This is a genomic window from Mediterraneibacter gnavus ATCC 29149, from assembly GCF_008121495.1.
Taxonomy (GTDB): Bacteria; Bacillota; Clostridia; order Lachnospirales; family Lachnospiraceae; genus Mediterraneibacter; species Mediterraneibacter gnavus.
Map to the genome: position 1 here is coordinate 959884 of NZ_CP043051.1, position 21126 is coordinate 981009.

A 21126-nucleotide genomic window follows, 5' to 3' on the forward strand; every position below is an offset into this window, starting at 1 on the left:
TCACACCTCCGAACGGTTGCTGACTTCAATGAGCTTATTCAGTGTTTCCAGCGCCTTACCCGAGTCAATGATTTCTGCGGCAAGTGCGATACCCTCTTTCATACTGTCTGATTTTCCACCAATGTAAAGTGCCGCACCGGCATTTAAAAGCACAGCATTTCTCTTGTAACCTTTTTCTCCGTTCAGAATTGCAAGGGTAATTTTTGCGTTTTCTTCAGGCGCACCACCCCTCAAATCTTCTTTCGTACATCTTTCGAACCCGAAATCTTCCGGCGTGATCACTGAAGATTTGAACCAGCCGTCTCGAATCTCACATATCGTGGTTGGTGCGCTCATGGAGATTTCGTCCAGCTTATCCTGCCCATACACAACCATCCCGCGCCTGATACCAAGCTGAATCAATACCTGTGCCAATGGTTCCACAAGATACTCGTCATACACACCGAGAAGCTGCATAGAAGGTGTCCCCGGATTGGTAAGAGGGCCGAGGATGTTGAACACCGTACGGAATCCCAACTCCTTGCGGATTGCTCCCACATGTTTCATTGAAGTATGATATTTCTGTGCGAAGAAAAAACACATTCCCACTTCATCCAAAAGTTCCAGGCACCTCTCAGGGCTCTGCTGAATGTTTACGCCGAGGGCTTCCAGACAATCTGCCGTTCCGCATTGTGAGGATGCTGCACGGTTTCCATGTTTGGCCACTTTCATACCTCCTGCAGCGGCAACCAGAGCTGATGTAGTGGAAATATTGAAGCTGTGCGCATTATCACCACCGGTTCCTACAATTTCAAAAAGATCCATTCCTGTTTCGACCTTCATGGCATGCGCTCTCATAGCGGCCGCACATCCGGCAATTTCATCGGTTGTTTCTGCTCTGGCACTTTTGGTTGACAAAGCTGCAAGAAATGCAGCGTTCTGCGTCGCAGTTGTTTCACCGCTCATGATTTCATTCATAACAGAATATGCCTCATCGTAAGTGAGGTCTTCTTTATTGACGATTTTTACAATGGCTTCTTTGATCATGACTCATATCTCCTTTATAAAATTTCTAAGCATTTGCTTTCCATCCGGTGTCATTATGGATTCGGGATGAAATTGTACCCCGTAGATCGGATATTCTTTATGCTGCACTGCCATTACCTCTCCGTCCGCAGTGAAAGCGGTGATTTTCAGACATTCGGAAATTGTGTCGGCATCTGCTGCAAGAGAATGATACCTGGCAACGGGAGCAGTTTCAGGACAACCCACAAACAACGGACAATTTATGTCAAATTTGACATCCGATTGTTTTCCATGCATTCGTTCTTTTGCGTAAGTAATGGTTGAACCAAATGCCGCACATATTGCCTGATGTCCGAGACAAACACCGAGAATCGGAATTTCCTTCCCGAGTATTTTTACGGCTTCAACAATCATGCCTGCATCTTCAGGTCTGCCCGGACCGGGAGAAAGAATCATGCGGTCGGGTGTTAGTTCTTTTATCTCATCAACTGTCATTTCATCATTACGGATGACTTTGATATTCGGATCTATTTCGCCAATGAGCTGGTAGAGGTTATAAGAAAAGCTGTCATAATTATCGATAAGTAAGATCATAATTCTGCCTCCTGTGCAAGTTTCAACGCTTTCAGCGAGGATCTGGCTTTGTTGATGCATTCTTCATACTCCTTTTCAGGTACGGAATCTGCCACGATCCCGGCTCCGCTCCTAACAAAAACCTTCCCGTTTTTCTTGTAGGCGATACGAATCGCAATACAGGTGTCCATATTTCCTGTGAAGTCGATGTATCCAATGGCGCCGCCATAGATTCCCCGCTTGTTGTTTTCAAGTTCTCCGATAAGCTGACAAGCCCGGATCTTCGGTGCACCGGAAAGTGTTCCGGCAGGCAATACCGCTTCAATGGCATCAAGTGCATCGTGTTTCTCTGTTATTTCACCCCGTACAGTAGAGCCAATGTGCATAACATGGGAGAATCGTTCAACAGAATGCAGTTTTTCCACCTGAACGGTGCCAAACTTACTGATTTTACCAAGATCGTTTCTGCCAAGGTCAACCAGCATATTATGTTCGGCCAGCTCCTTTTCATCTGCAAGCAGCTCTGTTCCCAGTGCTTTATCTTCCTCATCGTTTTTTCCTCTCGGTCTGGTACCAGCGAGAGGAAAGGTGTGAAGTACACCATTTTCCAGCTTTACCAAGGTCTCAGGCGAAGCGCCTGCAACCTCGACATCCGTTCCTGAAAAATAGAACATATAAGGAGACGGATTGATCGTTCGGAGAACACGGTAGGTATTGAGCAGGCTTCCTTCAAAGGGAGAAGACAGTCGGTTTGACAGCACAATTTGAAAGATGTTTCCCTCATGAATATGGTGTTTTGCCTTTTCCACCATGGCACAGAACTGTTCTTTGCCAAACAGCGATGTAACCTCTCCCAGAAGTTTTCCGCCTGGCTCCCCCCTCTTTTCTCCATTTCTAAGAAGTTCAATCAGTCGCTTCAGTTCCATAACTGCTTTATTATATCTGACCTCAACATCATCAAGCGACATATTGACAATAAGAACGATTTTTTGCCTGAGATGATCAAAAGCGATGACCTTATCAAAAAGCATCAGATCAACATCCTTAAAATCCTCTGTGTCTTTGGCGTCGCATTTCACTGTTGGTTCACTGTAACCAAGATAGTCATATGAAAAATATCCGACAAGACCTCCCGTAAATGGCGGAAGATAATCAAAGCGCGGGCTTTTATAATCTGCAAGGATCTGCCGCAGATAGTCGGACGGATGTTCGGTTTTTAATTTCAGATTTCCGATTTTCATTTCACCATCTACGCAAGTAATTTCCATCTTTGGATCAAAGCCGAGGAATGTATAACGTCCCCAGGTTTCGTTCGCCTGGGCGGATTCCAGCATATAACAGTGAGTCGATACATTTTTCAGTATCTTTATGATTTCGATGGGGGTTGTGAAATCGGAAAGTATTTCGCAGCTGACCGGCAGCACATTGTAGTTTACATCTGAAGCAATCTCTCTGACTTCAGCTAACGTTGGAAGAATTTTCATTACCTGCACCTCCAAATTGATAACATTACATTAATTTCGGTTACGATCAAGATTCTTATTTAAATTCTATATCCGGCGCACAAAAGCACCGCCAATATCTCGTCAACAGCATATTGCAACCTCCTTTTAAAAAAGCTCCTTTGACTAATATCTCTCGTCAAAGAAGCTTTATAAAAATAAAAAACGTCCCTGACAGAAGTATAGCCTCTGTCAAGGACGAATAGATGCATCTACAGTATGACTCTACCCGCGGTGCCACCTTGATTCACGGTATAACCCGTGCGCTTAGCAGGATACCAACATATCCCCGGCAACTGACGTATGCCCACACGTTGCAGAATACTCTGGGAAAAGATCCCATTTGACTGCACCCTCAGCGGTCCATTTGACAACTTGTTTCTTGCCTGATTCTCAGCACCTCAGACTCTCTGTAAAGGCATCATTGCCGTTATCTCCGCTTCAACGGTTTACTATGTTAAATTGCTTTGGATTTTAGCACAAACGAAATAATGTGTCAATGATATTTTTTACGCTTGTTAGAGAAACCTTGTTAGAGAAATATTCTACGATAATGGTAAGCTTTTGCCTAACTTTCCTTTTCAACTATATCCATTATCTTCTTTCACTATAATTTTTCTAGTTATTCACTGCATGGCGCTTCGTTCATTAACGGCTTTGCCAGAGTTGCTTCCACCAAAGAGAAAGCAATAGGCGCTGCCGTTGGTGCTGTTGGTGGGCTTGTCTCTGGAATGAAACAGTCCTGATAAAAATCCCATAAATATTCCTTTCTGCCTCAAAGGGCGTATAAAATTCAAAGTTTCGTCATAAAACAATCTATGCAAATGCTTGCAATCGCAAGCAAAAGCGAATATAATAAAGAAAAAGGAGGCGATACTATGGCAAATACATCCGCTGTTTATGCAAGAATAGATACCAATCTCAAGGATAATGCTGAGAGCATTCTTTCTCAGCTTGGCATTTCTCCATCCAGTGCAATTCAGATGCTTTATAGCCAGATTGTACTGAAGAAGGGTATGCCATTTGAATTGAAACTTCCTTCTTCTAAGCCATTAGCTGTTGGTGCAATGACCAGAGAACAGCTTGATGCAGAACTCCAAAAGGGTGTTGATTCCATCAAAGCAGGAAAGGTATATTCTGCAGATGAAATCGATGCGGCACTTGCAAAGGAATTTGGCATATGACGGATAGCTATAAGGTCGGCTATTCTGTAGATGCACTTGACGATTTACGTGAAATCTATTCGTACATTGCGAATGAACTCCTGGCTCCGGAGACTGCTACTGCTCAGCTGGGCCACATACGAAAAGAGGTTCGTTCATTGGATTTCATGCCGGCTCGTTATGCGTTAGTTGACTGGGAGCCTTGGCATTCGATGAAAATGCATCACCTTCCGGTAGATAACTTTATTGTGTATTATCTTGTTGATGACGAGAAAAGGGCAGTTACAGTAGCTCGAATATTCTACGGTGGCCGTGATATTGAAGGAATCATAAATTCAAATAAATAAACAGTAATGGAGCTTTTTGTATAAAAAACAAGGGCTCCATTTTTATATGAACAAAATTCCTCTGTCATCGTAGACAGAAGCACCTGTATTGTTTCCACAGCGGATCGCACGGTCAAGTCCCATTATGGTAGCAACAGCACCGTCGATTTTCTCTGTGGATTTTTCTTTGTCTGTCTTTATATTTCCTGCTGGATCCGTGCGGATATAGATGTTATCCATCATCCAGCGAAGTCTTTACTTATGCTAATTCTTTTATTGCATACGACATTATTGCAAAAGCAGCTGGCCATCCTGATAGGGATACAATATTACTTCTCTTTGCTAATTCCGATACTCCGTATGTCAAATTATCTTCGCACACATTATCCATATTTTACCGTTTGTACTTGCTCCGCATACAAAGCTTACAGCACCCGATGGTGTATTAAACAGCATGTCTTCCTGAAGTACAAAATTCTCATCGATTTGAGACTTATACTGTTGCCTTTTTTTTAATCGTATACTCCGGACAACTCTTTGTCGTCTTGTCTGAAATTGTACTTCCTTTTTTTACAACAAATCCATCTGCAGTTCTCACCCCCACTACGTTCACGCCACTGCGTCTACAGAAGAATTGTAAGCGCAAAATATTGCTACGCTATCCATGAATTACGCTTGCACCAAAATGATAGATGCAAGCCCCAGCATATCCCCAGCAGGACGCACCAGCTTCACATTCAAATCATCATAAAAATCTTTGACTTCATCACAACGGCGTTTTAATTCGTCCAAATCATCAGCTGATACACGCACCACATAAGAGAGCTTATACATCCCCTTGTGGGATTTCGTAAGTTCTAAATGAGAAAAGGACAGCCATGTTTCAGACTGTCCCTTAAAAGAGAAATACGCTGTCAGTAGCAACAATGCTTGTTGCTGATCTTCCAGCGTTAATATTCTTCATTTATTTTAAGCAAATGAGAAGTTGTTAATTGTTTATATTTTTGATATTTCACTTCTGCTTTCGGATACAATCTAATAATTTGTTCGCTTATTTGAAGTGGTGGATTCTGAATATACAAATTTTCCACGTCAAACTTAGCAAGGAAGTTAATAAAATTTGTAATAACATGTTCTCGAACCCCAGCATATTCATCTGAACTAATAACAAAGTTTTTTACAAATATTTTCTCTTCCTTTTCTTCTTTCGGATATTCGCCACTTTGAGTTGGTATCACCAATTTCATGATTTTTCCGTCTTTATCAGATTCATAAACTAAATCCGTTAAATTTCTATATTCTTTTGGGATAATTTGATTGAATTTTTCCTTTGAACCATAGTATATAATTACTTTATTCAATACTCATCACCCCTGCCAGCACAGTATCATAAACATCTAACAGTATTCATACCAAGATACAAGACAACACAGTCTATATCTTCATTTCTGCATATTTCTAAGGCTTCGCTATCAAGTTCAAATTCATAAGCCTTTTATCTGTTCGGACTTGTCGCCAGCCTGCATATATGCACCGTCCAATAAGTAGCCGTTTGGAGCTTTTGTTTCCTCAACGGTTAATGTTCCTAAAGGAAGAACCGCTTTTCCGTCCTGCATATAGAAGCTGTCGCCAGACACTTTGTATGCGTCCGCCAATTTTGTAACATAATGGATTGTACCGTCGCTGTCCTTTTCAGCGATTGTCTTTGTAACCCATGTACGATTAGCTTCGGCAGGGAGATTGTCTTTATTGTAGTAACCGTCATAATATTTCCATGTAAACTCTGCACCCTCTAAAGAAGCGTTCCCTTGTGGGTTGTCTTTCTGTGTTTCCATATCAATCTTGAAAAGTTCAATCAGTGTGGTTGTGACTTTGGGCGTATCACTGACTTTCAAGGTAGCTATTTCACCAGCTTTGACAGTCAACGGATATACTGTCTTGTCCAACTGAAAACCTGCCGCCGGAACGGATAGCTCTTTGATATAGACTTTACCAGCCTTTACTTCCACCGCTTCGGTGTTCCCGTCTTTATCTGTCATAAGGGTGGCAAGCTGTTCCTTGCAGCCTTTATCAGCAAAGACACCATACGTCGCACCAGCAAGGGAATAGCTGTTGTTTCCATTGGTAATGCCCGGATTGGAGGACACCTTTTGAAGTGCCGCATTTCCTACATCCAGCTTCGCCCAGAATTGTCCTAATTCCTGCCCGTCGCCGGAATAGATATAGCCGCCGCAATCATAGCGTCCTTTGTTGGCTTTTACAAATGCCCTTGCGCCAGCGTATACCTCGTCCTGTACCGCTTTGGATACTTCGTCGCAGGCAGCACGTACATGGTCGCAGTTCCATCCTAAATGTACGCTTAACCGCTGCCAGACAACACATTGTTCCAATAGATAGACCTGTTTATAATTCAGCTCCCTGTAGCTGGCTGCATACTGCTTGACGTATTCCAGCGAGAGGGCAACGTCAGCGATCTGGTCGGCACTCATACGGGTGCTTGCGTCAGAACGTGATTTATAGCCAGACTGGAAATCGGTGTTGATGTCAATGCAGTAGGCGGTTTCACCATCCACGGTCATAATTCCCTCATGGAATGTAGAACCTATGCTGCCGTCATTCATGACCTTTTCTACATAGCCTGCCTTTTCCTGTGCGTCCGCCCAGTATTGCTTCTCCGCAGCCTGTACCTGTGAAGCAGGCAAGGTTGTGAGAACCGCAGCCAGACTTAGTACGCCAGCAAGCAGACGGTTTATAATCTTTTTCATATAATCAATGCTCCTTTCGCTTTTTGTAAAAAAATAGGTAAAAAAAAATAGATGTTCACTTTTGAACATCTAAGGGAAAATGTGATATAATGTCGTATTAGGAGGGAAACTTATGCTGGAAATCATTTCAATATGTTTGAATATAATAACTATTGGTTTGACAATTTATGAATTATTCTGCAAAAAATCTTCTAATAGTACGAAGCAATATATTCAGAATAATATAATTCAACAAATCAATCCTAAATATGATATAAATGTATCATCAACTCCAATGTACAAATTAGATAATGTAGCAATACAAAATGCACGTTGGAAATCTAAAAGAATAACTCAATTTGCCATAATTTTGATTTATGTATCTATGGCAATAAATTTTGTAAGTTTCATAAAAAGGAATACTATTCATTCTATTACTGATATCACTGCCATTTTTTATATCCCTATGCGGAACACAATGCTACAGTTATCTATAATTTTGGTATTACTGTGTATTATTTTTATTGTACGTGGTTGGAATAAACAACAATCTGTATTTTCTAACCTAATGAGTATGAAATATTTTACTTTGAAGATAGTAGCAGATTTTTTTGCTATTGCTGGTTTTGCAATGGTTGATTATTCTCTTTTGGAGAAAATAAATACTAACATACAGAACCCGCTTTATTCAATTAACATAATTGGTTGGTCGTTTTTGTTTATACTCCAATTATTTTGGATTCAGCATACAGTTTTAAAAATATATAAGCTTATTCCGTTGTCTAACACGTATGAAGAAAAGGAAAAACAACTATTTGCTTTTGTTCCTGTTTACATTATTTCTATCTTACTTTTTGGACTGACCATCTATACAAAGTTTTTCTAAAACAAATAGGGCGCTCATTTCTGAACGCCCAAACGCAAGAAGGGATACTGTTTTTATCCAGTACCCTTCTTTGTAAATCTTATTCTGTTGTGTTCCCACACTCTATATCAACTACTACTGAAACATTGATATAGTTTTTTATCTCTTTATTTCTGATTTTATCGCCCTCGCTCGTAAAGACGATATGCTTGAAAAAGTGCCTAAAATTAAGGATTTCTACATAGTTCGTCTTTGTAGCAACACACAAGTCTCCACATGCACCGTCTGCGAAAACTGATCAACCGCCCTCACTTTCACAAGTTCATACCCATTCCCACACAGATACTTCAGATCCCGTGCCAGTGTGGCAGAATCACAGCTCACGTACACGATCCGCTCCGGCTGCATCTGCACCATAGTCTCAAGCAGAGATTCCTCGCAGCCTTTCCGCGGCGGATCCACCACGATCACGTCAGCGTGAGCCTGTTCTCCCGGATGTGCCTTAGCATAATCTGCATAATATCCCGGCAGAACCTCTTCTGCTTTTCCAACATAAAACTTTGCATTCTCGATTCCGTTGATCTGCGCATTTTTTCTGGCGTCCTCGATGGCCTGAGGAATGATCTCCACACCGTAGACTTGTTTCGCATTCTGCGCCAGAAACAGGGATATCGTTCCGATTCCACAGTAGAGATCCCAGACCGTCTCATCTCCTTTTAAGTCTGCATACTCCAGTGCAAGTCCGTACAATTTCTCTGTCTGCACCGGATTGACCTGGAAAAAGGACAGCGGAGAGATCTGATATTTGATTTCACCGATATAATCTGTAATAAATGCCTGTCCCCACAGCACTTCATAAGAATCTCCCATGATCACATTGGTGTTTTTCTGATTCACACTGATCGTGATACTGGTCATTCCTTCGATTTTCTGCAGTAATTCAACCAGTTTTTCACAATGAGGGATTTTTTTTGCGTTGATGACAAGACAGACCATAATCTCTTTGGTTGTAAAGCCATACCGGATCAGGACATGACGAAGTAAGCCTTTCCCTGTTTTTTCATCATATGGCTCCATCTGATATTGCTCCATAAATGACAGGATGGTTTCCAGAATCTCCTGATTCTGCTCTACTCCCAGTGCACAGTCTGTATTTGCAATAATATCGTGAGTACGGCCTGCATAAAACCCTGTCACTGTCACTCCATTTTTATCTTTTCCAAACGGGAACTGCGCCTTATTTCTGTAGTGAAATGGGATTTCCATTCCCACGATCGGATCTGCAATTTTTTCCAGCAGTTCTGGCGAAAAGCCGCCGATCCTCTCCAGATTTCCCAACACTTTTCTGTTTTTAAACTCCAGCTGCTTCTCATAGGAAATCTGCTGAATCTGACATCCTCCGCACTGTCTTGCGAATTTACACTTCGGCTCCACTCTGTCTTTGGACAGTTCGATAATCTGCATCATTCTCGCATATCCATAATTTTTCTTGGCTTTCATGATTTTTGCTTCCACCACATCACCGATGACCGCATCCTTGATAAACAGCGTATAGCCGTCAATTTTTCCGATTCCTTCCCCGTTCACTCCGATATCTTCAATCGTCACCTTTACTACATCATTCTTCTGCATCTATTTTTCTCCTTTATCTGAAAAAAGAGGGCGCACAAAATTTCTTTTGGTCACCCTCTTTTGTTTCTCTGTCTCTAAATGGAACTTCTTCTCAGGTTTGTCTCAAACATCCGGTTGTAACCCAGCCAGTCATTTCCCGGTTTATTTTTAAAGATCTCCGTCAGAGTCTGCATCTTGGCATCTGCATTATCTGCCAGATTCAATGCCATCGCCTCTGCGAGGGCCGGTTTTTTCGGAGAACCATACTCCAGCTCCCCGTGATGGGAAATAATACAATGCTTCAATTCACTTCCCAGCTTTTCCGGAAATCCCGGAATCTCTCTTATCGCATCATTCATCATCTCAACACCAATGATGATGTGCCCCAGAAGCTGTCCGTCATCCGTATAATCATTATCCGGAAATGCAGAAAGCTCTTTTGTCTTTCCAATATCGTGGCACATTGCCGCCGTATAAAGAAGATCTCTGTTCAAGATTTCATAGGTGTCCGCAAAATACCGACACATCTTCACAACACTTAACGTATGCTCCAGAAGTCCTCCTGCAAATCCGTGATGAACTGTTTTTGCCGCAGAATGTCCTTTAAACACGCGGATAAATTCCTCATCTTTCACAAAATAATATTCCAGCAGCTGACGCAGCCACGTGTTGGAAATTCCACGGATAAATCCGAGCAGCTCTTCATACATACTGTCCACACTCTTCTCAGAAGTCGGCATATAATCCGCCGGATTGTATTCACCCTCTTCTGCTTTTCTGATCTGACGGATGTTCATCTGCAGACTTCCGTTATAACTTGTCACATCACCAAATACTTCGATGAAATCCTTCTCATCATACTCTGCGATCCCCTGAGAATTCGGATCCCATACTTTTCCATCCAGTGTTCCCGTCTTATCCTGTAAAATCAGATTGTCATAAGGCTTTCCGTTTCTTGTCTCCGCGGAACGTTTTCCTTTACACAGGTATACATTCCTGATTGTCTCGCCTTCATGTAAATCCTTGATATATCTCATAATAATTTTGTTTCCTCTCTATTTTTGCTATTCTTTACTCACGGCTGTCAAGTACCAGCTGAAACGAAATCTCCACGTATCCTCCTGCACCGAGACGTTTTCCCTGAATCCGGATCGTATCTCCCGCTTTACACTTCTGAAGTACCTTTTCATACTGAGCCATAGAGGCAATCTCCTCGCCGTCCACAGACTGGATTACATCACCGCTCTGGATTCCCGCTGCCATTGCCGGAGAGTTCGCCTGTATCTGGGTCACATACATTCCGGACGGCACCTGCTTTGATTCCGAAATATCACTGCTGACCGTCACTCCGTAAATCCCTGCATAGGGAACCGACTGACTGTTTAAAAGCAGTTCCATGATCGGTTTTAAATCAGAAATCCCATATGCATTGGCAGTATGACCCTGATTCTCTGTCCAGATCTCGGAATCAATGAGTCCGATGATCTCTCCGTCCAGATTACACAGAACACCGGAACTAAAATCCGCTGACGGAATATCTGTCGCCAGAACGCTGAATGTATGATCCGGAATTGCTTTTTCGTGTGCATTAGAACTGATCATACCATATCCTGTTCCATCTGAATATCCAAATGTATCTCCAAGGGCGATCACCGGATCTCCCTCTGCCACTATATTTGAATTTCCGAGAGCCGCTGTTTTTATCTCATCCCACGTGCTTTCAGAAATCAGGTTTCTTCTGACACCAAACACCGCCAGATGACTGTTTTTATCCTGCTTTTTCAGCGATGCTTCACAGGTGCTGCCATCTGAAAACTGCACATTCCAGACAGTGGATTCCCCGCAGACAGAATTGTTGCTGAGGATCAAAAGCTCCTGTCCATTGTCTGCTGCGATCAGCCCTGTACATCCCATATCTTCATCATTTACATCCTTTGTAAGATTCGCCGCATCCTGCTCACCCCTGACCGTGACCACACTTTTTGCGGCCTCTGCTGCAATCTGGTAAACACTCTGCATCATGGCTTCATAATCTTCTGCTCTCAGATTTTTCTCCTGCGAATCCTGCTCCTGCGCCTCGTCTTCTTCCGGATGCGTCTCTTCACTGTCTTCCGGAATGATCACAGTTTTCGGAGATCCCGGAAATAAGTTCTGTACCCACGGATTCAGGGCATAGAAACCCAGACAGGCAAACGCACCTACCACGATTCCGTAAACAGCCAGTTTCAGAAGCTGTTTTCTCACCTGTTTTCCGGTGATCGGTTCCGGCTTGATCGTCTCCTGCAGAAAAGAAAAACTATCCTCTTTTTGCTCTTCATTCAAGTCTTTGGGGGACTTTTCTTTTGGGTCTTCATTCCACGGCATAATTGCTAATCTCCTCTGCTGTATAGTATAACCGATTCCCCCGGATTGTTCAATATTTATCCTTTTCATTCCCCCACAAATAAGGTAAAATATAGCTGTGAGTTCGAATTATAAAAGGTGAAAGAATATGAATCAAAAAACATTGACAAAATTAGAATATTATAAAATCACTGCGCTTTTGGAGGAACAGGCTTCTTCCATGCGCGGAAAACAGCTTTGCCGCAAGCTGAAACCGATGACCGATCCGGAAAAGATCAACACTGCACAGGAGCAGACCGAAGCGGCATTTACACGGATCGTCAAAAAGGGACGCATCTCTTTTGGCAATGCATTCCCCATCGGAGAGTCTTTAAAACGTCTGGAGATCGGCGGTGCACTTGGATGCGGAGAGCTTCTTCGCATCTGCAAAGTTTTACAGAATGCCGGAAAAGTAAAGGCTTACGGACGTCACGACACACAGGAAGAGCTTTGTGACTGCCTGGATGTCTATTTTGAACAGCTGGAACCTCTGTTTCCTCTGACTGCCGAGATTGAGCGCTGTATTCAGGGGGAAGATGAGATCAGCGATGATGCCAGCAGCACATTAAAGAATATCCGCCGCAGCATCGGACACATCAACGATAAAGTTCATGCAACTCTGACAAATCTGGTGAACGGTTCTCTGCGCACCTATCTGCAGGATCCGATCATCACCATGCGCGGAGACCGCTACTGTGTTCCGGTCAAAGCCGAGTACCGCAGTCAGGTCAACGGGATGATCCACGATCAGTCCTCCACCGGTTCTACACTGTTTATCGAGCCGATGGCAGTCGTAAAACTGAACAACGACCTCAAAGAACTGTATGCGAAAGAACAGGAAGAAATTCAGGTCATCCTCGCCCGTCTCAGCGAAGAGACCGCGCAGTATATTGAAGAGATCCGCACGGATTACCATATTCTGACGGATCTTGATTTTATCTTTGCCCGCGGTGCACTGGCATTTTCTATGAATGCCAGCCGTCCGCTCCTCAACACAGATGGACGCATTCACATCCGTGAGGGAAGACATCCTCTTCTGGATCCAAAAAAAGTAGTTCCGATCACGGTTTCTCTGGGAGACGATTTTTCTCTTCTGATCATTACAGGACCAAATACCGGCGGAAAGACGGTATCTTTAAAAACCGTAGGACTTTTTACCCTGATGGGACAGTCCGGCCTTCACATCCCTGCCAGAGACCGTTCTGAACTGGCAGTGTTTAAACAGGTCTATGCAGATATCGGAGATGAGCAGAGCATTGAGCAGAGCTTGAGTACCTTCTCTTCTCATATGACAAATATTGTCTCTTTCCTGCATGATGTAGATGAGAATTCTCTGGTTCTGTTTGATGAGCTTGGAGCCGGAACGGATCCTACCGAAGGAGCCGCGCTGGCCATCGCCATTCTCTCCTATCTGCACGGACGTGGAATCCGCACCATGGCTACCACTCATTACAGTGAATTAAAGGTCTACGCACTTTCCACTCCCGGAGTTGAGAATGCCTGCTGTGAGTTTGACGTAGAAAGTCTGCGCCCGACCTACCGCCTCCTGATCGGAATCCCGGGAAAGAGTAATGCATTTGCGATTTCCGGTAAGCTCGGCCTTCCGGATTATATCATCGAAGATGCCAAAACCAGACTTTCCGAACAGGATGTCTCATTTGAGGATCTGATCTCAGATCTGGAGACAAGCAAACGCACGATCGAAAAAGAACAGGAAGAGATTGCAGCATATAAAAAAGAAATCGAAGCACTGAAAAGTCAAGCGCAGCAAAAACAAGAACGCATCGAGGAACAAAGAGAGCGGATTCTTGCCGAAGCCCGCGAAAAGGCAAATACAATCCTGCGCGATGCCAAAGATGTGGCTGATGAGACGATTAAAAATTTCCGCAAATTCGGAAAAGAAAATATTTCAGCCGCCGAAATGGAAAAAGAAAGAGAACGTCTGCGCAAGAAGATGAAGGAAAATACCGCATCTTCATCTTTGAAAGTACAGAAACCGAAAAAGGAATACAAACCAACTGATTTCAAACTCGGAGAATCTGTAAAAGTACTGAGCATGAATCTGACCGGAACCATCAGTTCCCTTCCGGATTCCCGCGGCAATGTGACAGTGCAGATGGGAATTTTAAGATCTCAGGTTCACATTTCAGATCTGGAGATTATCGAAGAGGCGAATCCTTATGCACCAAAATCATTCAAACGTACGTCAAAAGGCAAGCTGAAAATGAGCAAATCTCTGTCCGTGAGCCCTGAAATCAATCTGCTTGGAAAGACTGTAGACGAAGCAGTTTCTGAGCTGGACAAATATCTGGATGATGCTCTGCTGTCCCATTTAAGCACAGTGCGGGTAGTACACGGAAAAGGAACGGGAGCACTCCGAAAAGGAATTCACGAATTCCTGCGCCGTCAGAAGCATGTTAAGTCCTACCGTCTCGGGGAATTCGGAGAAGGAGACGCCGGCGTCACGATCGTGGAGTTAAAATAAACGGGGTTATAAGAGAGGAGTATTTATGATTGCAAAACAGAAAATTTTAATTGTGGACGATGATGAGAATATCGCAGAACTGATCTCGCTCTATCTGATGAAAGAGTGCTTTGATACGAAAATTGTGTCAAACGGGGAGGATGCGCTGTCTGCCTTTGAGACATATCAGCCAAACCTTGTTCTTCTGGATCTGATGCTTCCGGGAATCGACGGCTATCAAGTCTGCCGGGAACTGCGCGCCAAATCACAGGTACCGATCATCATGCTCTCTGCAAAAGGAGAAGTATTTGACAAAGTACTGGGACTGGAGCTGGGGGCAGATGACTATATCATGAAGCCGTTTGACTCCAAAGAGATGGTAGCACGAGTGCGTGCTGTCCTGCGCCGTTATCAGCCGGTCAAGCCGGAAGCACCTGCCGCAGAAAAGGTAAAATGTGTCGAGTACGACGGACTTACCATCAATCTTACAAACTATTCCGTACTGTGCGACGGCCAGAACGTTGACATGCCTCCAAAAGAACTGGAGCTTTTATACTTTCTGGCTGCTTCTCCAAATCAGGTATTTACAAGAGAACAGCTTTTGGATCAGATCTGGGGCTATGAATACATCGGCGACACCCGCACAGTAGATGTTCATATCAAACGTCTCCGCGAAAAGATCAAAGATCATCCGGGCTGGGGACTGAGCACCGTATGGGGAATCGGTTACAAATTCGAAGTAAAATAAACAAAAAAGGATGGATACTATGAAAAGTACACTGCGTTTAAAATTTATCATGCTGTATATTATCTTTGGATTTCTCAGTATTTTCACGGTATCCCTCTTGTCGAATCAGCTTCTGCTCAATAAACTGGAACAGGATTCCTCACAAAATATGTACCGGATTGCAAATCAGACTGCGACCTCCTACCTGCCCTCATACTTTTCAAATGATCTTTCAGCCTGGTCTGTTCATTCTCAGCTGCAGGCCATGCAGCTGTATCTGAACGCGTCCGTCTGGTTTGTCAAAACAGACGGCACACTGATTACTTCTGCCCCTCTGGATGGAATCGAAGCCCCGGAACAGATCCTGGAATTCGACCCTGCCGAGATTGGAAACAATCAGTTTATCTCCGGAAATTATCATGGATACTTTGAGGAAGATGTAATCACTGTCATGGCACCTGTCACCCAGGATTTTTCCGTGCAGGGCTATCTTTTGATCCATCGTCCGATCGAAAGCCTGAAGCAGACATGCCATTCTCTGATCCTGCCGGTATACATTACGATGGCCGTGATCTATCTGCTGTCCTTTCTCTTTCTGATTGGGTTTGAATTTTTTGTATTCCGTCCACTGAGACAGATTACAGAAGCGGCAACTCAGTATGCATCCGGAAATCTGACCTATGAGATTCCTGTAACAACGCACGACGAGATGGGATATCTTTCTGCTTCTCTGAATTACATGTCCTCACAGCTGAAGGATATGGAGGAATACCAGAAAAAGATTGTAGCGAATGTCTCTCACGACTTCCGTTCTCCGCTCACCTCGATCAAAGGCTATGTGCAGGCGATGACTGACGGCACGATTCCGCCCCAGTTGCATCAGAAATATTTGAATATCATTCTCTTTGAGACGGAACGTCTGACAGATCTGACACAGGATCTTTTGACACTCAACGAGTTTGACCGGAATGAAATGATCCTGGACAAGACAGAGTTTGATATCCAGCAGATGATCAAGAACACTGCCGCCTCTTTCGAAGGCACCTGCACAAGCAAACGGATTTCCATTGAGCTTCTGCTTCTGGCAGGCAATATTCTCGTGTATGCAGACCGACGGAAGATTCAGCAGGTTCTTTACAATCTCATTGATAATGCGATCAAATTCAGCGGAAACGACTCTTCGATCACGATTGAGGTCACCGAAAAGAATGAGAAGGTTTTTGTTTCTGTCAAGGATACCGGAATGGGAATTCCAAAAAAAGAACTGAATAAAATCTGGGAACGCTTTTACAAGTCCGACCTGTCCCGCGGAAAGGATAAAAAAGGAACCGGCCTCGGACTTGCCATCGTCAAAGAGGCCATTCAGGCTCACGATGAACATATCAATGTCATCAGCACAGAGGGCGTTGGCACAGAGTTCATCTTCTCTCTGACGAAGGTTTAAATCCTTACAGGTCTCTTTTGTTAAATATGAAAACAGCTGCTGCAAGATTCACGATACCACCAAGCAGTGTGACTGCAATCGCCACAAAATAGTCCTTGATATCAACACTTCCCGCAAGCAGAGGTACCCCATCCAGCAAATGGATCGGGAGTGCCTCTTTTATTTTCGGAATGAAGCTTAAAATATAGCAGAATGCAAATCCGCCTCCTACACCGAGTAACGCAGATGCTGCTGTATTACAGCAGCCAGACGAAACAATGGATTCAGACGACACTTTGCGTGATAAAATCAACCTTAATTCTATTCGCTAAATCCAGAATTTTTGAATCAATGAGTTTTATTGTCTTCTGGAATTCTTCATCGCTTTTTCCAGTAGGATCCTCTAATCCCCAATCCTCCCTGTGCCTGCATGAAACAGTCGGGCAGTTCACATTGCATCCCATTGTGATCACAATATCTACAGGAGGGATATCTAACAACAGCTTTGAGTACTGTGTTTCTTCCATATCAATCTGGTATATTTCCTTCATTAAGCGAACTGCATCCTGATTGATCTGCGGTTTCGTTTCTGTTCCGGCAGAATAACTTTCAAAGACATCACTTGCAAGATATTTACCAAGCGCTTCCGCAATCTGACTGCGACATGAGTTGTGAACACATATAAAAGCCACTTTCATTTTATCCATATCTGTTACGCCTCCTTCTCTTCCAATATTCTTTTTAATTCATTCTTCCTTTTTTTCAAATAATTCCATAATTCACGTTCTCCTTTAAATAAATACTGCGCTGAAGATATTAAAAGTATAACCGACAATGATAATCCCTGCCGTGCATATCCCAATAAATAATACCAGTAATTTTGGTTTTACAGCTTTTTTCAGCATGATCAAAGACGGCAGACTTAATGTTGTTACTGCCATCATAAATGATAAAATTGTTCCCAGCTCTGCACCTTTTGATAACAAAGCTTCTGCAACAGGGATTGTACCGAATATATCCGCATACATCGGGATTCCAACCAGCGTTGCCAAAATCACACCAAAAGGATTCCGACTTCCCAAAACACTCTCGATCCAACTTTCCGGAATCCAGTTATGGATCACTGCTCCTATTCCTACCCCAATCAGAATGTATGGAAATACTTTTTTAAAAGTTCCTATCACCTGCTTTTTGGCATATTGTACCCTGTCTTTTTTGGTTAATGTCGGTGAACTGATATCAACACTTCTTGCATTTTTCACAAAATCCTCTACATATTTTTCCATATGCAGTTTTTCAATCAATGTCCCGCCCATAACCGCAATGACCAACCCGAGAATAACATAAGCTGCTGCAACTTTCGCTCCAAAAATACTCATCAGCAATACAAGACTTCCCAGATCAACCATAGGAGAAGAGATCAAGAACGAAAAGGTAACTCCCAATGGCAATCCGGCACTTGTAAATCCGATAAACAACGGAATGGAAGAACAGGAACAAAAAGGAGTAACTGTTCCCAGTAAAGCGGATATCACATTTGCTCCTATTCCGTCAAATTTTCCTAAAATCTTCTTACTTCTTTCCGGTGGAAAATAACTCTGGATATATGAAATCATAAAAATCAACAAGCATAACAAAATTGTAATTTTGACCACGTCATACAGAAAAAATTGAATACTTCCGCCCAGGCGGCCGCCGATATCCACACCTGCCACAGATAATACATCGCCGATCAACAGATTCAGAAACTTCATCCCCAGTATCTGATCCTGAAAAAATATCCAGATTGTATTTAAAAATTCCAAAAAATCACTCCTCTTCTTTGATATATCAACTTTTTTTGATGTATTGAGGTTTTATAAAAGCCATCCGAAGATGACCTCTATCAACAGCATTTTGACTGCTTTTCACTTTCTGGTGTTGTCAGTTCCAACAGACGTCTGGAAGCATACTCACTTCCACTTTTACTGAGACTGTAATGTGTCCATTTTCCTTCTTGCCTGCTGACTACCAGCCCTGACTCGCAAAGTATTTTCATGTGATAGGATAAAGCGGACTGTCCGATATTCATATACTCAATTAAAACACAGGCGCACTTTTCACCGCTTTTCAAATGGTTTAAAATCGCCAGTCGTTTTTCATCACAAAGTGCTTTGAAAATCTTTACATCTTTTGAATAATCATCCATACCCTTCACCTTACATCAAATATTTTTGATATGTGTATCATACCTCTGAATGCATCTTTTGTCAATATATATATCAACTTTTTTTAATATGTCTTTTTACCCGATCCAATCTTCATGCAATACTTTCATTCCCATGAAGTCCCTTCCCTTGGATCCATGGAAATCGCTGCCGGATGTACAAAATAACTTTGCATCCTGCACCACCCTATATATCCATTCTTTTTCAGAAGAATCAAATGCTGAATAATTTGCTTCTATTCCGTCCAGACCGCACGTTTTTAAATATTGCAGAATCACCTGAATTTCTTCTTTTTCCAATTTTCGTTTTTCAAAATTGCGATAAACAAAGAGGGGATGTGCCCACACAGCACGTCCCCCGGCTTTATGAATCAATCGGATTGCCTGCTCTATTGAAATATTAGCGGCATTCAACAAAGACTCAAACACTTCCAGAACCCTCTGTTTTCGCGCCTCCAGTGCTTTGATCAGATCCGGATCATTCTCATCAAAGCCATAGCCGAGCAGATGAATGGAAAATGGCAGAGAAACCGCATCCGGAGTCTTCTCCTGGCATGTAAATTCAATCCCGGAAATAAATGTGATCCGATCTCTGCTAAGCATCCTTGCTTTTTGGATTCCGTCAATCGTATCGTAATCCGTCAGAGAAAACCTTGTGATCTTCTTCTCCAACAACATAGGAAGAATCTCTTCTATTTATAGAGCATATTTTTAATGGACGCATCTTCCATATTCTCGTTTGTCACCCACACATATCCTGTATCCACAAGAGCTTCGTTTCCTGTCTGAAGGATACTCCTTGCTGCTGCCACTACAGAAGCATAACCAATTCCAAATGGATTCTGCACTGCAAGCCCTTCAATCTCCCCATTTTTCAATGCCTCGATCTGAGCTTCTCCGGCATCAAATCCTGTAAGAACAATTTCATCTGTCTTTTCTGCCTCTTTCAAGGCTGACAATCCAAGCTGCACTGCCGTAACATTCGTTCCGAACATTCCTTTGAGATTTGGATGCTGTTCCATATAATACAGGATCACATCTTCATCGCTGAGATCATCTGCTGTGATCTCTGGTTCCTCTGCCTTCTTTGCAGCATTCTTTTGCTCTGCAATCTCTTTTTTCAGATCATCCATCTGGTCACAGTAAATCGTATCTACAATCTGCACATTCGGATGTCCGCTCTTGATTTCTTCCTGAAATCCTGCCAAACGCTCTTTTGCCACTTCCGAATTACTGTCAGACGCCAGAAGCAGAACCTCTCCCGCATCCTCAATTCCATTGCACAGCTGATATGCGACTGTTTTTGCAGCCTCTGTATTGTTCGTCTTTACAGTACACTGGATTCCCTGATACGTATTTCCGGAGTCCAGAGCAATGACCGGAATCCCATTCTCTGCTGCCGCATCAAACTGTACCTTACATGCATCCTCATCAATACTTGCGATTCCTAACGCATCCGGATACCGCGCCAGTTCTTCATCCAGAATATTGACCTGTTCATCAATATCCTCTCCGTCCGGTGCATTAAAGGTTGCCTTGATCTTATCTTCCCCACTATATCCAAGAGTCTTATTCAGATCCTTTACCGCCTGTTCCACACCTTTTTTTACTTCTTTCCAATAAGACGAGCTCTCATCCTTTCCGATGATCGATATATAAGTACCCGGCTCCAGATTAAGCCCCTGTATATTGCTGTAAGCTGCCGGTGTCACAAAATCCAGATTAGCCTGATACGAAGGCTCCTCAGTCTTATCTCCTGTAAAAGTCGGAGTCTCCTCCTTTTTGCTGCAGGCACTGGCTGCCAGGGCAACACACAAGATCGTCGGTATCACTGCTCTTAATTTTCTTGTCATATCAAAACCTCCAGTATAAACTGTCTTTTCACAATAGCTTATCCCCCTTATGCATCCCGTAATACATGCTTTCGGCGGGCGGACTTCGTCCGATAAGGTATACTATACACGATTTCTGTGAAAAAAAAAGAAAGATTTTCTTAATTTTCGAAAAATTTTATATTTTTACTCTTTAAATTGCATTTGATTTTAACCATAAATTCACAATGATAATGCTTGTATATTTTCCTCATTTGTATTAGAATGTTGGTAACGGTAACGGTAATCCTTTATCGTAATTCC

The 21126-nt window shown here is 42.9% G+C and carries 21 protein-coding genes and 2 pseudogenes; 6 read left to right on the plus strand and 17 right to left on the minus strand.

Going from position 1 to position 21126, the window contains the following annotated elements; genetic code table 11:
- From trpD to FXV78_RS04730, 3 genes are read right to left on the minus strand one after another with little or no spacing between them, the layout of a single operon-like run.
- Entirely contained in the window at nt 1–1026 is a 1026-nt protein-coding gene (gene trpD, locus FXV78_RS04720) for an anthranilate phosphoribosyltransferase (protein ID WP_004842043.1), read from the minus strand.
- Nucleotides 1027–1029: 3 nt separating this feature from the next.
- The gene (locus FXV78_RS04725) at nt 1030–1599 is read right to left on the minus strand and encodes an anthranilate synthase component II (protein WP_004842042.1); all 570 of its coding nucleotides are present in this window, start codon (nt 1597–1599) and stop codon (nt 1030–1032) included.
- Entirely contained in the window at nt 1596–3062 is a 1467-nt protein-coding gene (locus FXV78_RS04730; RefSeq protein WP_004842039.1) for an anthranilate synthase component I family protein, read from the minus strand. The genes FXV78_RS04725 and FXV78_RS04730 overlap by 4 nt, the downstream gene beginning before the upstream one ends.
- An 896-nt stretch (nt 3063–3958) precedes the next feature.
- Here FXV78_RS04730 and FXV78_RS04740 point away from each other — a divergent pair.
- Together FXV78_RS04740 and FXV78_RS04745 are read left to right on the plus strand one after the other, a co-directional pair.
- Nucleotides 3959–4264: a type II toxin-antitoxin system RelB/DinJ family antitoxin gene (locus tag FXV78_RS04740; RefSeq protein WP_009244066.1), complete on the plus strand. Its 306-nt coding sequence runs from the start codon at nt 3959–3961 to the stop codon at nt 4262–4264.
- Complete coding sequence (locus tag FXV78_RS04745; protein ID WP_004842037.1) at nt 4261–4590, plus strand: type II toxin-antitoxin system RelE/ParE family toxin; 330 nt, start codon at nt 4261–4263, stop codon at nt 4588–4590. The genes FXV78_RS04740 and FXV78_RS04745 overlap by 4 nt, the downstream gene beginning before the upstream one ends.
- A gap of 42 nt (nt 4591–4632) precedes the next feature.
- On the opposite strand, the pseudogene FXV78_RS04750 reads toward FXV78_RS04745, so the two are convergent.
- The 5 genes and pseudogenes from FXV78_RS04750 to FXV78_RS04770 all read right to left on the minus strand — a co-directional run.
- Nucleotides 4633–4821, minus strand: a pseudogene (locus tag FXV78_RS04750) (terminase large subunit); the annotation flags it as partial.
- Between the two features lie 111 nt (nt 4822–4932).
- The gene (locus tag FXV78_RS18950; RefSeq protein WP_242973168.1) at nt 4933–5025 is read right to left on the minus strand and encodes a DUF4357 domain-containing protein; all 93 of its coding nucleotides are present in this window, start codon (nt 5023–5025) and stop codon (nt 4933–4935) included.
- Between the two features lie 213 nt (nt 5026–5238).
- A complete protein-coding gene (locus tag FXV78_RS19025; protein WP_039959549.1) occupies nt 5239–5496 on the minus strand; it encodes a hypothetical protein in 258 nt (85 codons plus the stop codon).
- A 23-nt stretch (nt 5497–5519) separates the two neighbouring features.
- Nucleotides 5520–5930 carry a hypothetical protein gene (locus FXV78_RS04765; protein WP_004842029.1) on the minus strand — a complete coding sequence of 137 codons (411 nt, stop codon included), beginning with the start codon at nt 5928–5930 and terminating at the stop codon, nt 5520–5522.
- Nucleotides 5931–6056: 126 nt separating this feature from the next.
- Nucleotides 6057–7334 (minus strand): annotated as a pseudogene (locus FXV78_RS04770) (MSCRAMM family protein); the annotation flags it as partial.
- A gap of 112 nt (nt 7335–7446) precedes the next feature.
- On the opposite strand from FXV78_RS04770, the gene FXV78_RS04775 reads away from it, so the two are divergent.
- Nucleotides 7447–8199 carry a hypothetical protein gene (locus FXV78_RS04775; RefSeq protein WP_004842027.1) on the plus strand — a complete coding sequence of 251 codons (753 nt, stop codon included), beginning with the start codon at nt 7447–7449 and terminating at the stop codon, nt 8197–8199.
- A gap of 216 nt (nt 8200–8415) precedes the next feature.
- Here the strand turns inward: FXV78_RS04775 and rlmD are convergent, their stop codons facing one another.
- The 3 genes from rlmD to FXV78_RS04790 form a co-directional block, all read right to left on the minus strand.
- A complete protein-coding gene (gene rlmD, locus FXV78_RS04780; RefSeq protein ID WP_004842026.1) occupies nt 8416–9810 on the minus strand; it encodes a 23S rRNA (uracil(1939)-C(5))-methyltransferase RlmD in 1395 nt (464 codons plus the stop codon).
- Nucleotides 9811–9884: 74 nt separating this feature from the next.
- Nucleotides 9885–10826: a 3'-5' exoribonuclease YhaM family protein gene (locus FXV78_RS04785; RefSeq protein ID WP_004842025.1), complete on the minus strand. Its 942-nt coding sequence runs from the start codon at nt 10824–10826 to the stop codon at nt 9885–9887.
- Nucleotides 10827–10860: 34 nt separating this feature from the next.
- Nucleotides 10861–12153: a S1C family serine protease gene (locus tag FXV78_RS04790; protein ID WP_039959548.1), complete on the minus strand. Its 1293-nt coding sequence runs from the start codon at nt 12151–12153 to the stop codon at nt 10861–10863.
- Nucleotides 12154–12280: 127 nt separating this feature from the next.
- Between FXV78_RS04790 and FXV78_RS04795 the strand changes: the two genes are divergently transcribed.
- Genes FXV78_RS04795 through FXV78_RS04805 form a run of 3 tightly spaced genes read left to right on the plus strand, consistent with a single transcriptional unit; the run spans nt 12281 to nt 16806 of the window.
- Entirely contained in the window at nt 12281–14656 is a 2376-nt protein-coding gene (locus tag FXV78_RS04795; RefSeq protein WP_004842023.1) for an endonuclease MutS2, read from the plus strand.
- A gap of 25 nt (nt 14657–14681) precedes the next feature.
- Complete coding sequence (locus FXV78_RS04800; RefSeq protein ID WP_004842022.1) at nt 14682–15383, plus strand: response regulator transcription factor; 702 nt, start codon at nt 14682–14684, stop codon at nt 15381–15383.
- Nucleotides 15384–15402: 19 nt separating this feature from the next.
- Nucleotides 15403–16806 carry a sensor histidine kinase gene (locus FXV78_RS04805; RefSeq protein WP_039959544.1) on the plus strand — a complete coding sequence of 468 codons (1404 nt, stop codon included), beginning with the start codon at nt 15403–15405 and terminating at the stop codon, nt 16804–16806.
- Nucleotides 16807–16810: 4 nt separating this feature from the next.
- Here FXV78_RS04805 and FXV78_RS04810 read toward each other — a convergent pair whose 3' ends face one another.
- The 6 genes from FXV78_RS04810 to FXV78_RS04835 form a co-directional block, all read right to left on the minus strand.
- On the minus strand, nt 16811–17098 hold the full coding sequence (locus FXV78_RS04810; protein ID WP_131588773.1) for a hypothetical protein: 288 nt from the start codon (nt 17096–17098) through the stop codon (nt 16811–16813).
- Nucleotides 17070–17492, minus strand: coding sequence for an arsenate reductase ArsC (locus FXV78_RS04815; protein WP_004842018.1), 423 nt, complete (start codon nt 17490–17492; stop codon nt 17070–17072). The genes FXV78_RS04810 and FXV78_RS04815 overlap by 29 nt, the downstream gene beginning before the upstream one ends.
- An 84-nt stretch (nt 17493–17576) precedes the next feature.
- A complete protein-coding gene (locus FXV78_RS04820) occupies nt 17577–18590 on the minus strand; it encodes a permease (protein ID WP_004842014.1) in 1014 nt (337 codons plus the stop codon).
- A gap of 80 nt (nt 18591–18670) precedes the next feature.
- Complete coding sequence (locus FXV78_RS04825) at nt 18671–18973, minus strand: ArsR/SmtB family transcription factor (protein WP_004842012.1); 303 nt, start codon at nt 18971–18973, stop codon at nt 18671–18673.
- Nucleotides 18974–19069: 96 nt separating this feature from the next.
- Nucleotides 19070–19669 carry a PHP domain-containing protein gene (locus FXV78_RS04830; protein ID WP_004842010.1) on the minus strand — a complete coding sequence of 200 codons (600 nt, stop codon included), beginning with the start codon at nt 19667–19669 and terminating at the stop codon, nt 19070–19072.
- A gap of 14 nt (nt 19670–19683) precedes the next feature.
- Entirely contained in the window at nt 19684–20844 is a 1161-nt protein-coding gene (locus tag FXV78_RS04835; RefSeq protein ID WP_004842009.1) for a substrate-binding domain-containing protein, read from the minus strand.
- Nucleotides 20845–21126: the final 282 nt, after the last annotated feature.